The following is a 13,298-nucleotide window of genomic DNA, read 5'->3' on the forward strand; positions in this document are numbered from 1 at the left end:
CAGCGACGCGAAGGCCCGGCTCCCCACGGGGGCCGGGCCTTCGCATGTTCTACAGGTCGCCCTTGCGCTCCAGGTACCGCATGGCGACCCAGCCGATCGGGACCCGGCCCCAGTAGGTGCACAGGCGGTACAGGATGGTCACGGAGAACGCGATGGTGGCGGGCACGCCAGCGGCCGACAGGCCGGCCGTCAGGGCGCCCTCGACGCCACCCAGGCCGCCCGGTGTCGGGATGAGGGCGCCGAGCGCGTTGCCCACGAGGTTGACGAGAGCGATGTCGACCAGCGAGAGCGACTCCCCGAACGCCGCGAGGCAGCACCACAGGGCGAGGATGTAGCCGAGCGTCATGATGAGGTTCCCTGCCACGCCGAGCGCGAGCCGGCCCGGGTGGCTCAGCATCTGGGCCAGGCGGGGCCACACCTGGCGCAGCCGCGGTCGGATGTAGCCCATGCCCCACCGCCGCACCGGCGGCACCAGCAGCGTCGCGACCACTGCGAGCGCGACACCAGCGAGCGTGATCAGCACCGCAGGGGACGGCAGCTCGACGAGGGCGCCGGACCCGGTGAAGATCGACAGGGCGACGAGCAGCAGCACGGTCACGACGAACTGTGACACCTGCACGAGAGCGACGGTGGCGACCGCCATCGACATCGAGACCCCGCGCTGGGTCAGCAGCCGCAGGTTGAGCGCGGCGGGGCCGATCCCCGCAGGGGCCGCAAGGGCCACGAACGAGCCGGCGGCCGCCGTGAGGGTAGCCCGTCCGATCGGCACGCGGGCCGGGGAGAACGCGACCAGCGTGAGGCCGGCCCCGAGCCAGGTGAGGATGGCGAGCCCGAACGCCAGCGCGATCCACCACGGGTTCGCCTCGCGCACGGCCTGGGCGATCTCGTCGAAGTTGATCGTGGTCACGATCACGGCGATCGCGATGATCATCAGCGTCGTGGTGAGCACCGTGCGCGCGCTGAACCGCGAGATGCGCTGCGGCTGCACGCTGGCCTCCGGCAGCCGCTCGACGAGGGCGTCGCGCAGCTCGCCGAGGAGGCCCTTTGCGCGCCGCACCTCCTCGCGCGTGGTGCGCGGCAGGGCGATCGACTGGATCAGGGGCCCGATGGCGGCGATGTCGGCGTCGGGCAGGGCGCGGACCGCCGAGGCGACGGCGCGGCGCGGGCCGACCCGCAGCCCGAGGAGCGCGAGCATCTGCACGAGGTCCAGTCGCCGGGACAGCGGCGACGAGGCGATGTCGCCCTGTTCCCAGCCGGTGATCCACACGTGCGTGCCGCCTGGGTCGCGGTGCGTGAGCAGGATGTCCTGGGTGAGGGCGCGGTGCGTGAGGCCGGCGGCGTGGGCCCGCCCGAGCTGCTCCCAGGCCTCGGCGAGGACGTCGTCGTGCACCTCGGCGTCGGGCAGGTCGCGGAGCGAGACGGCGGGAGAGGCGTGCTCGAGGACGAGCGCGATCGAGTCCCCGAACTCGCCGATGCCCAGGAGTCGCGGGGTGCGGACCCCTGCGGCGGTGGCCGCGTAGGACAGCAGGGCGGTGCGCTCGGCCACGGCCTTGAGGGAGATCGCGGCCCGGCCCTCGATGCCTCGCAGGCGCAGGGCCCGCCACAGGCGGGTGATGAGGCCGACGACCTGGCGGTCGCCGTCGAGCACCACGACGTCGCGGCGCACGCCGTCGTCGCCGTCCAGTGCGTACACGCGATGGTCGCCGGCCCGGCTCAGGGCGGCCGCCACGGGGTCGTCGCCGAGCTCGCCCGTGTGCGTGGCGGGGTCGTGCACCCGGACGAGCGACACCGGCGCGTAGCCGGCGCGGCGCACGGCGGCCACGAGCTCCGCCCCGTAGGCGCGCTCGCTGCGGGTGCCCGACACGTACTGCACGGACGAGCCGGCGAGCCGGCCCAGCAGCAGCGCGACGAGCACGCCCGGCAGCGACACCTGGCCGGTGATCAGCACGATCAGCAGGGCCGCGAACATGAGGTTCCACGAGATGCGGACGGTGCGGCGTCGCGTGGCGGGCCCTGCGACGGTGAGCAGCGCGGTCACGGCGACGGCGTACTCCGGGATGGTCAGGACGTACCCGGTGCCGCGCTCCCACACCGACAGGCCCCGCACGAGCTCGTCGGAGCCCAGGTGCTGCACCAGGACCGTCGTGAGGACGCCGAGCAGCAGGCCGAGGACGGCCGCGACGATGGACTCGATGATCTGCCGGCCCAGGCGGCGGACCGCCAGCTCGATCAGCACTGCGACCGGGGCGAACAGGCTGACCAGGCCCTGCAGCACCGCGACGGGGATGAACAGGATCGTCGCCAGCAGGTCGTTGAAGCTCCGGACGTCCTCCGTGACGCCCTCTGTGGTGCCGTGTGCGACGACCGACAGGATCATGACGCCGGCGATGCCGAGTGCGCACGCGACCATCCAGACCAGCGCGCGCGGGTGGCGCACACGCTCCTCCGGGGAGTCGACGACGCGGACGAGGCCGTACCCGGTCGGCGCCGTCTGCGCTGCGTCGGACCGTTCGGCACCGGCGTCAGCGCGGCCGGTGCGCGAGTTGGACATGCTTCGGATTCTAGGGGCGTTGGGTCGCACATGACCGGAGGGCGGAGGGTGGCGCCCGTTATATCCGGGTCAGGTCGTGGATATCCCTTCTGCCCGCCTGTGTGTGCTCACCGGATCCCCAGCGCCTCACGCCACTCGGCCGGCACGAGGGCGTAGCCGACGAACGCCACCACGTCGAGCAGGGTGTGGGCGATGACCAGCGGGATGACCCGGCGTCGTCCGCCGGCCTGGAACCTTGGCGAGGTGTAGAACCACGAGAAGACGACGCCCATCACCACGTTCCCCAGGAACGGTCCGATGCCCTGGTACAGGTGGTACGACCCACGCAGGAGCGAGCTGGCGACGATGAACTTCACCCGGTTCCAGCCGAGCTCCCGCGTGCGCTCGTACAGGTAGCCGACGGCGATGACCTCTTCCACCAGGCCGTTCTGGAACGCGCTGAGCAGCAGCACAGGGACGGTCCACCAGTGCACGTCCAGGGCGCTGGCCTGCACCTCGACGGTGATCCCGAGCGCGCGCCCGAGGGCGTAGAAGGCCAGGCCCGGGATGCCGATCGCGGCAGCGAGGGCGACGCCCCAGCCGAGGTCCCGGCCCGGCCGGCTCCCGTCCAGTCCGAGACCGCGGACGGCGCTGCGGCCGGGCCCGCTGAGCAGGTACAGGGCAAGGGCCACCGGGACAAGGGCGAACCCGATGCTCAGCAGCTGGTACACCAGGTCGAGGTACGGGCGCTCGGACTGGCTCGCGTTGAGCGTGGCGGTCTGTTCGGCGAGCGGCGTGCCGGCGGTGAGCCGGGCCGCGATGCTGACGATCGCGTACACCGCGGACTGGCCGAGGCTGAGCCCGAGCACGATCCAGATCTCGGCGGCGACGCGGCGGTTGGAAGGCACGGCCCGTTTATAGCAGCCCAGGCTCCCTGGCTGCTGTGGGCACGGCTTGGTTGTGAGCGCGACCGTTGCGCCTATAACGGGCAGGTAGTCGCAACGGTCGCACTCACAACCAAGTCAGGAGTCAGTCGCGGTTGGCCGCGCGCCGGACGAAGTCCGCCAGGTCGGCCGCCTGCGCCGTCCGGGACTCGGGGTGGACGTACATCATGTGCCCGGCCGGGTAGACCCGGGTCTCGATCCGGTCGCGGTAGGACGCAGGGATCGCCATCTGGTCGAGGCTGTACTCGATGGCCTCGACCGGCACACCGCCGTCGTACCGGCCCATGGCGATGTGGACCCGCAGGTGCGGGTTGAGGATCATCGCTGTCGCGAGCTTGTCGGCGACGTCGACGGCCTGACCCTCGAACTCCTTGTACGACCACGGGTGCACCTGGCGGGACAGCGTCTCGTAGATCGCGTCGTGCTCGTACTCGAGCTCACCGCGGAGGTAGTGGTGCAGCGCCGCCGTGTAGGGCCCGGAGATCGCGGTCATGAACGGGTCGTAGGGCATCTGCTCGTGGAGGTAGTGGTCGGCAGGGCCGGTGAACCGCGTGTCGAGGCGACCCGTGACGAGGCGGCGTGAGCGCAGCAGCTCCGCGTAGACGCGGGTGTGCTCGAGCCGCAGGTTGGCGCGGTCCACGTAGTCCTCGTCGAGGCCGGTCAGGGAGGCGATCTTCGTGACGGCGGCGGCGCGCTCGTCGTCGGGCACGCGGGCACCGCGGGCCAGGACGGAGGCGTAGGTGTCGGCCCAGTCCCGTGCCTCGGCGACGACCTCGTCAAGGGTCCGGTCGCCGAGGAGACCGTGGTACTGCGCGGTCGCGGCGTACAGCGGCAGGAACAGGGGGTGCGGGAGGTTGGAGTGCTCGCCGTCGAACAGCGCCTCGAGGTTCAGCGCGGGGGCCACGAGCATGACGCCGTTGAAGAACATCCCGAAGCGCTGCTGCAGGTACTCGGCGAGCGCAGCGCCGCGGGTGCCGCCGTACGACTCGCCGATCAGGAACTTGGGGCTCATCCACCGGTCGTTGCGGCTGGTCCACAGGCGGATGATCTCGCCGACGGACTCGAGGTCGCCCGTGAACCCGTGGAACGGCTTGGCCTGCTCGCCCTCGGTGGCGCGCGAGAAGCCCGTGGACACGGGGTCGATGAACACGAGGTCGGAGACGTGCAGGAGGGTCTCCAGGTTGTCGACCAGCCCGTACGGCGGCGGGGTCAGGTTGCCGACGTCGCCCGAGTCGACCCGCCGGGGCCCGAGCAGGCCCAGGTGCAGCCATACCGACGACGAGCCAGGCCCGCCGTTGAACGCGAACGTCACCGGACGGCGCGTCACGTCGGTGTCGCGGGGCTCCGAGCCCGGCGAGGAGTCGAGCGTGTAGTAGGTGATCGAGACCTCGGCCTTGGCCTTGCGCCCGTCGTACTTGTCCTCGGTGAGGACCTCCTGGCGCAGCACGATCCGGCCGGTCGTCGCCGTGTAGGCGAGGTCGCCCTGCGGGGTGTGCAGCGTGTGGCTCGTGGTGACGAGGTCGTCCGTCGGCTCGGGCTTCTCCGCCGGCCTCGAGGTGCTCTTCGTCGTGGAGTCGGTCTGCGTCGTCTTCTCGTCGTCCGTCACGCGGGGAACCTACCGTGCCGGGCGCGCCGGTCTCCAGGGCGAATGCGTTCGGCAGGTTGTCAGGTGATCGGCACTCCGGGGCTGCCGATCTCCTGACGAACTGCCGACCACATCGGTATTGGGTTGCGCCGGACCAGCATCGTGGGGCAAAGTAGTTTGCAGTACAAACCAGATCGGGAGGTGGAGACCATGGCAGACGACAACCCGGCCGGCGAGCGGGCACCAGCGGGCGGCGACCCCGAGTCCGTGTCCGACGGCGGGCTGAGCCCCGCAGAGACGCTCCGGATGATCCAGCGGCAGCAGGAGGCGGCAAGGGACGCCACGGAACCCGACGGCCGGCTGCTCTTCGGAGCCTGGGGCCTTGCGTGGCTGATCGGGTACCTGGCCATGTGGATCACCGCCCGCGACACGGGCAGCCCCGAGGGCTGGGCCGGCTGGGTGCTCGCCGGCTGCATCGTCGGCGCGATGGCTTTCACGATCGTGCACAGCGTCACGCGGACCGCCGGCACGCGCGGAACCAGCGCCCGGATCGGCGCCATGTACGGGTGGACCTGGTTCCTGGCCTTCACGACGTTCGGCGTCCTGATCGGCGCGATGGGCGACGCCGGCGCTTCGCCAGAGGTGATGGCCATAGCGGCCAACGGGTTCGCGTGTCTCGTCGTCGGCCTCATGTACATCGCGGGCGGCCTCCTCTTCGACGAGAACCGCATGTCCGCCGTCGGCGCATGGATGCTCGTCACGGCAGGCCTGGCGGCCTTCGCGGGCATGCCGAACACCTATCTCGTGATGGCGGTGGCGGGCGGCGGCGGCTTCTTCGCCATGGTCGTGGTGGAACAGGGGATCCGCTCCCGACGCAGGTCGGCCGGAGCCGTGGCGCGGGCGGAGGGCGGTGGGCGGGGTGCCTGAGGAGCTCGACCCCGTCATCCACGCCCCCGCGCGCCTTCGGGTGGTGGCCTCGCTCGCGGCCCTCGGTCGCGGGGACGAGGTGGCTTTCCCCAAGCTGCGCAAGCTGCTCGACATGACCGCCGGAAACCTCTCGACCCACCTGCGCAAGCTGGAGGACGCCGGGTACGTGCGGGTCACCAAGACGCACGAGGGCAGGATGCCTGCTACCTACCTGGCCCTCACCGAGACCGGCCGCACCGCGTTCGCGGACTACCAGGCGGCACTGATGGACCTTCTGAAGGGAGCACAGGGATGAGTGCGGTAGAGGTCAGTGGGGTGACCAGGCGCTTCGGCGCCGTCGTCGCTCTGGACGACGTCTCGTTGGAGGTGGGGCACGGCGAGCTGGTGGGCATGCTCGGCCCCAACGGGGCCGGCAAGTCGACGCTGCTGTCACTGGTCAGCGGCCAGCGCAAGCCCGACTCGGGTGTGGTGCGCCTGGACGGCCGTGACCCGCGGGACGCCCGGGCTCGCACGGTGCTCGGGCTCACGCCCCAGGAGACCGGGCTGCCCGCGACCCTGCGGGTCCGGGAGGTGGTCGACTTCGTGGGCGGGCACTACCCCGACCCCGTCCCGACGGACGAGCTGCTGGAGCAGTTCGGGCTCGCCGACCTGGGGAAGCGGCAGACCGGGTCGCTGTCCGGCGGGCAGAAGCGACGGCTCGCCGTCGCCATGTCGCTCGTGGGCAGGCCAAGCGTCGTGCTCCTCGACGAACCGACGACCGGGCTCGACGTGTCCGGCCGCACCGCCCTGTGGGACGCGATCCGGGAGTACCACGCCGGCGGCGGGACGGTCCTGCTCACCTCGCACTACCTGGAGGAGGTCCAGGCGCTCGCCGAACGCGTGGTCGTGATCGACCGGGGCAGCGTGCTCGCGGACGACTCCCTCCAGACCGTCCTGAGCCGCGTGGGCCTGCGGCGCGTGCTGTTCACCGCCCGCACGGGCACGCCGGACGGGTGGGAGCGGCAGGAGCACCTCGTCCCCGACTCGGACACCTTCGTGCGCGAGCTGGTCACCTCGGGAACGGAGTTCCGCGACCTGGAGATCCGCGGTGCGTCCCTCGAGGAGGCGTTCGGGCAGCTCGTCGGCGACGCGGACGGCGCCGGACGAGCCCCCCGCGACACCGCGGCCACCCCGACCCCGGCCCTGCCCGGGATGACCGAAGGAGCGGCGCGATGAGCGCAGTGGCAAGCACGAACCGGAGTCCTCGCGAGGACGTCGCGCGGGGCGGGGCGACGTCGGGCGGGCACACCCAGCCCTTCCTCGCACTGTCCTGGCTGCACCTGAAGTACCAGTTCCTCGAGACCGTCCGGATCCCCATCGCGGTGCTCGGGAACGTGCTGTTCCCGTCGCTGACCATGTTCTTCTTCGTGGTGCCGCAGACGGGAGTCGCGGACAACCCCCTGTTCGCGACGACCGCCGTCGCAGGCCTCGGGCTGTTCGCCATCTGCTCGGCCAGCCTGTTCACGTACGGGCTGGGCGTGGCCGAGGACCGGCAGCTGCCGTTCTACCCGTTCCTGCGGTCCCTGCCCGCGGGACCCGGCCCGCAGATGGTGGCGCGCGTGCTGAACGGCGGCATCTTCTCGCTGTTCGGCCTGCTGCCCCTGATCACCATCGGCTGGCTGTTCACGGCCGCTACCGTGACCCCTGGACAGCTGTTCGCCGGCATCGGGACCATCCTCGCCGTCTCCGTGCCGTTCGTGCTGCTCGGCATGGCCGTCGGGTACGCGCTGTCGGCCAAGGCGGCGCTACCCGTCGTGCAGATCATCCTGTTCCCGCTGGCCTTCGCGGGCGGGCTGTTCATGCCGCCCCAGATATTTCCCGGCTGGCTGGACGCGATCTCCCAGGCCACGCCCACGCGGGCCGGCCGTGACCTGCTGGTCCAGGCCACGACGGGGGCAGAGGCCTACGCCCTGGCCCTCCCGGTCCTCGCCGGATGGACCCTGCTGTTCATGGTGCTGGCCGTGATGGCCTACCGCAACGACGAGGGCCGCCGCTTCCGCTGACCTTCTCCGTCGAGTGCCGGCCATGTGTGGGTCAGGAGCGTCCGAGCCCACACATGGCCGGCACTCGGCGAAGAGGTCAGAGCGTGTGGCGGAGGCGCAGGGAGTTCGTCAGCACCAGGAGGCTGCTCGCCGCCATCGCACCGCCCGCGATCATCGGGTTCAGCAGACCCGACGCCGCCAGCGGGATCGCCGCGACGTTGTACGCGAACGCCCAGAACAGGTTCTGCTTGATGATCCGCAGAGTCTTCCGGGACAGGCGCACGGCGCTCGCAGCGGCCCGCAGGTCGCCGCGGACCAGCGTGATGTCGCTCGCCTCGATGGCGACGTCCGTGCCGGTGCCCATCGCAAGGCCGAGGTCCGCGGTGGCGAGCGCGGCGGCGTCGTTCACGCCGTCGCCCACCATCGCCACCGTGCGCCCCTCCGCCTGGAGCCGAGCCACCACTGAGGCCTTGTCGGCGGGCAGCACGCGGGCGATCACGTCCGCGTCGGGGATGCCGACGGCCGCCGCCGCCACGCGGGCGGCGCCAGCCGAGTCTCCCGTCAGCAGGTAGGGGCGCAGGCCCAGCTCCTTGAGCTCTGCCACGGCACGCGCGGACGTCGGCTTGGCCGGGTCACGCAGCGTGATCACCCCGCCGGCTGTGCCGTTCCAGGCCACGGCCACCGCGGTCGCTCCGGCCTCCTCCTGCTGCCCGACGGCGGCCCGCACCTCGTCCGGGACCGTCACGCCCAGCCCCGCGAGCCAGTCGGGTCGGCCGACGAGGACCCGACGGGTGTTCAGCGCGCCGCCCGGTGCGAGCCCGGCGTGCGAACGCCGCACCAGACCCTCGACACCACCGCCCGGGTGCGCGATGAAGCCCGTGACCTCGAGCGGCGACTCCAGGTCCGGCTCGGCCGCTGCTCGCCCGGCCGCGGTGATCGCCTGCGCGATCGGGTGCTCGCTCAGCGACTCGACGGCGGCGGCGTACCGGAGCACGTCGGGCGCGTCGGTGAGGTGGTTGGCGTCTTCCGTCTCCTCAGGCTCGACCACCGGACGGGCAGCCGCGGCCACCGGCGGACGAACCTGCCGGGTCCCCATGCCCCACACGTCGACCACTCGCATGCGGCCCTCGGTGACCGTGCCGGTCTTGTCGAGCACCACGGTGTCGACACGACGCGTGCTCTCCAGGATCTCCGGTCCCCGGATCAGCACGCCGAGCTGGGCGCCGCGGCCCGTGCCGACCAGGATCGCCGTGGGCGTCGCCAGCCCCAGAGCACAGGGGCAGGCGATGATCAGCACGGCGACGGCGGCCGTGAACGCCGCCTCGACATCGCCGGTCACGGCCAGCCAGCCCGCCAGCGTGAGTACCGCCAGTGCCAGCACCACCGGCACGAACACCCCGGAGATCCGGTCCGCGAGCCGCGCGACGGGCGCCTTGCCCGTCTGCGCCTGCGCGACGAGCCGCCCGATCCGGGCCAGCATCGTGTCCTCGCCCACGCGGGTGGCGCGCACCAGCAGGTGCCCGGAGGTGCTCACCGTGCCGCCGACCACGTCGTCGCCCGGTGCCACGTCGACGGGCACCGGTTCTCCGGTGACCAGGGAGGTGTCGAGGGCTGTAGCGCCCTCCACCACCGTGCCGTCCGTCGCGACCGTCCCGCCGGGTCGTACCGCGAACACGTCCCCGACCTGCAGGGCGGCGATCGGCACCGCGGTGGTGCGCCAGCCGCCGTCGGGCAGGTGCATGGGAGTGCCGTCGGGGCCGAGCGTGATGCGCTCCGCGTCCTTGGCGCCGAGGTTCAGGAGGGCGCGCAGCGCGTCCCCCGCACGGCGCCGCGACCGGTGCTCCGCGTACCGGCCGGCCAGGAGGAACGTGGTGACCACGGCGCCGACCTCGAAGTACAGGCCATGACCCGCATCGGCCTCCGCAGGCCGGAGCGTGTCGGCGACCAGGACCCAGAGCGACCAGAGGGTCGCCGCGAGCACGCCGATCGACACCAGCGTGTCCATCGTGGAGCTCCCGTGCCGAGCGGCACGGGCAGCGGCGGTGTGGAAGGGCCAGGCGCCCCACGCGACGACGGGCAGCGCCAGCGCGGCGACCACCCACTCGCTGCCCGGGAAGAACAACGCCGGGACCATCGACAGCAGGAGCACCGGGACGGTCAGCACCGCGGAGACCCGCAGGCGGTCCAGCAGGTCGGCGCCGTGGTACTCGGCGCCGACGGGCGTGCCGGCGCCCCGGCCGGACGCGCCGTCCTCAGCGCCCGGCAGGTCCTCGGCGCCGTACGACGCGGCCCCGTTCGGTGTCCGACGGCGCGTCACGCGCGCCTCGTACCCGGCCGACTCGACGGCGCCGACCAGGTCCTGGTCCGTCACCTGCGTCGAGAGCAGCACGTGCGCCGACTCCAGGGGCAGGTTGACGGTGGCGGCGACGCCGGCGAGCCGGTTGAGCCTGCGCTCGACCCGGGCCACACACGAGGCGCACGTCATCCCGGACACGGCGAGCTCTACCTCGCCGACAGGATGGCCTGCCTCAGCGGTGGTCACTGGTTCTCCTCGGAGCTGCTGGTCGGTATCGCCCAGCGGAGGTCGTCCACAGGCCTGGCGGGGCAGGGGGTGCTGCGCGGTCGAGCGGTCAGGACGAGACGATCGGCAGCGTCCGGTTCGCCTGGCGGGCCGGGGCCTGCGCGGCGGACTCGGCGGCGACGGCGTCCTCGAGCACGTCGACGCCGGTCACGTCGTAGCCGGCCTCGTCGATGGCCTCCCGCAGCGGTGCCTCGGCGAGCGGCAGCCTCGAGATCACGCGCACCAGCGACTCGGCGCCGACGTGCAGCTCCACGCTGACGTCCTGGACGTCCTTGACGTTCCGCAGCTCGTTGGTCACGGCGGACACGCAGTGCCCGCAGGTCATACCGGTCACGGCCAGCTTGGTCACGGTGGTCATGTCATCTCCTCGGATCGCGTGCTGGTGGGCGCTCACATGCGGACGAGGCGAGCGATGGCCTCGGAGGCTTCCTTGACCTTCGCGGCGCCGGCGTCGTCGGACGCCTTGGCCGCGTCGACGACACAGTGCCCCAGGTGGTCCTCGACGAGGGCGAGGCTCACCGCCTGCAGCGCCTTGGTCACCGCACTGACCTGGGTGAGCACGTCGATGCAGTACACGTCCTCGTCGATCATGCGCGCGATGCCGCGCACCTGGCCCTCGATGCGGCGCATCCGCTTGAGGTACGCGGGCTTGTCGGACGTGTATCCGTGGGGCGCGTCGTGCGCGTCGTGGTGGTCGTGCTGCCCGTCCTGGGCCGGGGCGGCGACCACGGCCGCCCCGCTGGTCTCCGTCGCCTCGGTCATCCCACCATCAGATACCCCTCGGGGGTAAAGAGTCAAGTGCCCAGGCCACGACGTCCATCATCCAGGTTTCCGCACGAGAGGCCAACCGCCGTGGCCGCGTACCCCCATCGGCGGTGGCTGCGGTCAGCCGGCCAGGTTGCTGATGAGGATGGCGACGACGGTGACGGCAGCCCAGAGGAGCAGGCCGAACCGCCACCACAGGTTCAGCGTGAGCCGGTTGGGCGCGTCGAGCTGCATCGCTTCCTCGTCCGAGAGCTGACGCGTCGCCCAGCCGGCCTCCGTGGCGGTCGCCAGGCTGTACTTCAGGCCCCAGGAGACCCGCAGCAGCCAGAACAGGTGGAAGTACGAGTACCGCAGTACCAGGGCTCGCCCCGCGTCGAGCGGTGCCGTCTTGCTCTTGCTACCCCAGCCGAAGAAGACCATGTTCTCTTTTCCTCATCTCTGACCAGCGCGTTCGTTCGCGCTGGTCAGAGAGTGGCAGAGGCGGGAGCGGGAGTCTGTGGGGAGAACTACCCACGGACGCGCCGGGCTCGCGTGACCGGCCGGGGTGCGGTCGCGCCGGTACCGGGCGTAGCGTGACGAGGGACCGTCACCCAGCTCAACGATGATCTGGAAGGGGCAACTCGATATGCCTGGAAACAAGGCCGTCGCCTACCGCGAACCTGGTGTTGTCGAGGTGGTCGACATCGACTACCCGACGTTCGAGCTCCGGGACGGCCCCGGAGTCAACCCGGCCAACGTGGGCCGGAAGGTGCCGCACGGCGTGATCCTCAAGACCGTTGCGACGAACATCTGCGGCTCCGACCAGCACATGGTCCGAGGCCGCACCACCGCGCCGCCCGGCCTGATCCTCGGCCACGAGATCACCGGCGAGGTCGTCGAGAAGGGCTCCGACGTCGAGTTCCTCTCCGTCGGCGACATCGTCTCCGTGCCGTTCAACATCGCGTGCGGGCGGTGTCGCAACTGCAAGGAACGCAGGACCGGCATCTGCCTCAACGTCAATCCCGACCGGCCCGGGTCGGCGTACGGGTACGTCGACATGGGTGGCTGGGTCGGCGGGCAGGCCGAGTACGTCCTCGTGCCGTACGCGGACTTCAACGCCCTCAAGTTCCCCGACCGCGACCAGGCGCTCGAGAAGATCTTGGACCTGACGATGCTCAGCGACATCTTTCCCACGGGCTTCCACGGGTGCGTGACCGCCGGCGTGGGCGTGGGGTCGACGGTGTATGTCGCAGGCGCTGGGCCGGTGGGTCTCGCCGCAGCGGCGTCGGCGCACCTGCTCGGTGCCGCCGTGGTCATCGTGGGTGACCTGAACCAGGAGCGGCTGGCGCAGGCGAGGTCGTTCGGCTGCGAGACGGTCGACGTCTCCGCCGGACCGATCGGCGACCAGATCGAGCAGATCCTCGGGGAGCCAGAGGTGGACTGCGCCGTCGACGCCGTCGGGTTCGAGGCGCGCGGGCACGGTACGGACGCGGCGACCGAACAGCCTGCCGCCGTGCTCAACAGCCTCATGGAGGTCACCAGGGCGGGCGGTTCGCTCGGCATCCCCGGCCTGTATGTCACGGGCGACCCCGGCGCGGCGACCGAGGCGGCGAAGGTCGGCTCGCTGTCCCTGCGGCTGGGGCTCGGGTGGGCCAAGTCCCACGCGTTCACGACCGGCCAGTGCCCGGTGATGAAGTACCACCGCGGACTGATGCAGGCGATTCTGCACGACAAGGTGCACATCGCGAAGGCCGTCAACGCCCAGGCGATCCCGCTGACGGAGGCGCCGACGGGGTACCACGCGTTCGACGAGGGTGCGGCGAAGAAGTTCGTGCTCAACCCGAACGAGTACATCCCGTCCTGAGACCGGTGGGCTGTCGTCGCTGGTCCGGTGCGCCGGACCGGCGACGACAGCGGAGCCGGCCGCGGCTCACCGGCTCGCGGCGTCGAGCTCCGGATCGGTCTC

12 protein-coding genes are annotated in these 13,298 nt (G+C 71.7%); 5 read left to right on the top strand and 7 right to left on the bottom strand.

What is annotated here, in order from left to right:
* Positions 1–49 precede the first annotated feature (49 nt).
* From ACFS27_RS11765 to ACFS27_RS11775, 3 genes are all read right to left on the bottom strand, one after another.
* Entirely contained in the window at positions 50–2,551 is a 2,502-nt protein-coding gene (locus tag ACFS27_RS11765; protein WP_377183108.1) for a flippase-like domain-containing protein, read from the bottom strand.
* Positions 2,552–2,658: 107 nt separating this feature from the next.
* On the bottom strand, positions 2,659–3,438 hold the full coding sequence (locus ACFS27_RS11770) for a CPBP family intramembrane glutamic endopeptidase (RefSeq protein ID WP_377183110.1): 780 nt from the start codon (positions 3,436–3,438) through the stop codon (positions 2,659–2,661).
* Between the two features lie 121 nt (positions 3,439–3,559).
* The gene (locus ACFS27_RS11775) at positions 3,560–5,080 is read right to left on the bottom strand and encodes a S10 family peptidase (RefSeq protein WP_377183112.1); all 1,521 of its coding nucleotides are present in this window, start codon (positions 5,078–5,080) and stop codon (positions 3,560–3,562) included.
* Positions 5,081–5,269: 189 nt separating this feature from the next.
* On the opposite strand from ACFS27_RS11775, the gene ACFS27_RS11780 reads away from it, so the two are divergent.
* Genes ACFS27_RS11780 through ACFS27_RS11795 form a run of 4 tightly spaced genes read left to right on the top strand, consistent with a single transcriptional unit; the run spans position 5,270 to position 8,028 of the window.
* Positions 5,270–5,986 (top strand): hypothetical protein, encoded by a 717-nt coding sequence (locus ACFS27_RS11780; RefSeq protein WP_377183114.1) that lies wholly within the window; start codon positions 5,270–5,272, stop codon positions 5,984–5,986.
* Positions 5,979–6,281 carry a transcriptional regulator gene (locus ACFS27_RS11785; protein WP_377183116.1) on the top strand — a complete coding sequence of 101 codons (303 nt, stop codon included), beginning with the start codon at positions 5,979–5,981 and terminating at the stop codon, positions 6,279–6,281. Before ACFS27_RS11780 ends, ACFS27_RS11785 begins: the two co-directional genes overlap by 8 nt.
* Positions 6,278–7,201 (top strand): ABC transporter ATP-binding protein, encoded by a 924-nt coding sequence (locus tag ACFS27_RS11790; protein ID WP_377183118.1) that lies wholly within the window; start codon positions 6,278–6,280, stop codon positions 7,199–7,201. Before ACFS27_RS11785 ends, ACFS27_RS11790 begins: the two co-directional genes overlap by 4 nt.
* A complete protein-coding gene (locus tag ACFS27_RS11795; protein ID WP_377183120.1) occupies positions 7,198–8,028 on the top strand; it encodes an ABC transporter permease in 831 nt (276 codons plus the stop codon). Before ACFS27_RS11790 ends, ACFS27_RS11795 begins: the two co-directional genes overlap by 4 nt.
* Before the next feature lie 76 nt (positions 8,029–8,104).
* Here ACFS27_RS11795 and ACFS27_RS11800 read toward each other — a convergent pair whose 3' ends face one another.
* From ACFS27_RS11800 to ACFS27_RS11815, 4 genes are all read right to left on the bottom strand, one after another.
* Positions 8,105–10,549, bottom strand: a complete 2,445-nt coding sequence (locus ACFS27_RS11800; protein ID WP_377183122.1) for a heavy metal translocating P-type ATPase — start codon at positions 10,547–10,549, stop codon at positions 8,105–8,107.
* Between the two features lie 88 nt (positions 10,550–10,637).
* Positions 10,638–10,946 carry a heavy-metal-associated domain-containing protein gene (locus ACFS27_RS11805; protein ID WP_377183124.1) on the bottom strand — a complete coding sequence of 103 codons (309 nt, stop codon included), beginning with the start codon at positions 10,944–10,946 and terminating at the stop codon, positions 10,638–10,640.
* Between the two features lie 32 nt (positions 10,947–10,978).
* Positions 10,979–11,350: a metal-sensitive transcriptional regulator gene (locus ACFS27_RS11810; RefSeq protein ID WP_377183126.1), complete on the bottom strand. Its 372-nt coding sequence runs from the start codon at positions 11,348–11,350 to the stop codon at positions 10,979–10,981.
* A 123-nt stretch (positions 11,351–11,473) separates the two neighbouring features.
* Positions 11,474–11,773: a hypothetical protein gene (locus ACFS27_RS11815; RefSeq protein WP_377183128.1), complete on the bottom strand. Its 300-nt coding sequence runs from the start codon at positions 11,771–11,773 to the stop codon at positions 11,474–11,476.
* Positions 11,774–11,978: 205 nt separating this feature from the next.
* On the opposite strand from ACFS27_RS11815, the gene fdhA reads away from it, so the two are divergent.
* Positions 11,979–13,196: a formaldehyde dehydrogenase, glutathione-independent gene (fdhA, locus tag ACFS27_RS11820; RefSeq protein ID WP_377183130.1), complete on the top strand. Its 1,218-nt coding sequence runs from the start codon at positions 11,979–11,981 to the stop codon at positions 13,194–13,196.
* Positions 13,197–13,298: the final 102 nt, after the last annotated feature.

This window comes from Promicromonospora vindobonensis (assembly GCF_042685865.1).
GTDB lineage: Bacteria > Actinomycetota > Actinomycetes > Actinomycetales > Cellulomonadaceae > Promicromonospora > Promicromonospora vindobonensis.

Excerpts from the sequence above, each read along its gene's own strand:
- ACFS27_RS11765 (WP_377183108.1), bottom strand. The coding sequence starts at position 2,551 with ATGTCCAACTCGCGCACCGGCCGCGCTGACGCCGGTGCCGAACGGTCC.
- ACFS27_RS11780 (WP_377183114.1), top strand. The coding sequence starts at position 5,270 with ATGGCAGACGACAACCCGGCCGGCGAGCGGGCACCAGCGGGCGGCGAC.
- ACFS27_RS11790 (WP_377183118.1), top strand. The coding sequence starts at position 6,278 with ATGAGTGCGGTAGAGGTCAGTGGGGTGACCAGGCGCTTCGGCGCCGTC.
- ACFS27_RS11795 (WP_377183120.1), top strand. The coding sequence starts at position 7,198 with ATGAGCGCAGTGGCAAGCACGAACCGGAGTCCTCGCGAGGACGTCGCG.
- ACFS27_RS11805 (WP_377183124.1), bottom strand. The coding sequence starts at position 10,946 with ATGACCACCGTGACCAAGCTGGCCGTGACCGGTATGACCTGCGGGCAC.
- ACFS27_RS11810 (WP_377183126.1), bottom strand. The coding sequence starts at position 11,350 with ATGACCGAGGCGACGGAGACCAGCGGGGCGGCCGTGGTCGCCGCCCCG.
- ACFS27_RS11815 (WP_377183128.1), bottom strand. The coding sequence starts at position 11,773 with ATGGTCTTCTTCGGCTGGGGTAGCAAGAGCAAGACGGCACCGCTCGAC.
- fdhA (WP_377183130.1), top strand. The coding sequence starts at position 11,979 with ATGCCTGGAAACAAGGCCGTCGCCTACCGCGAACCTGGTGTTGTCGAG.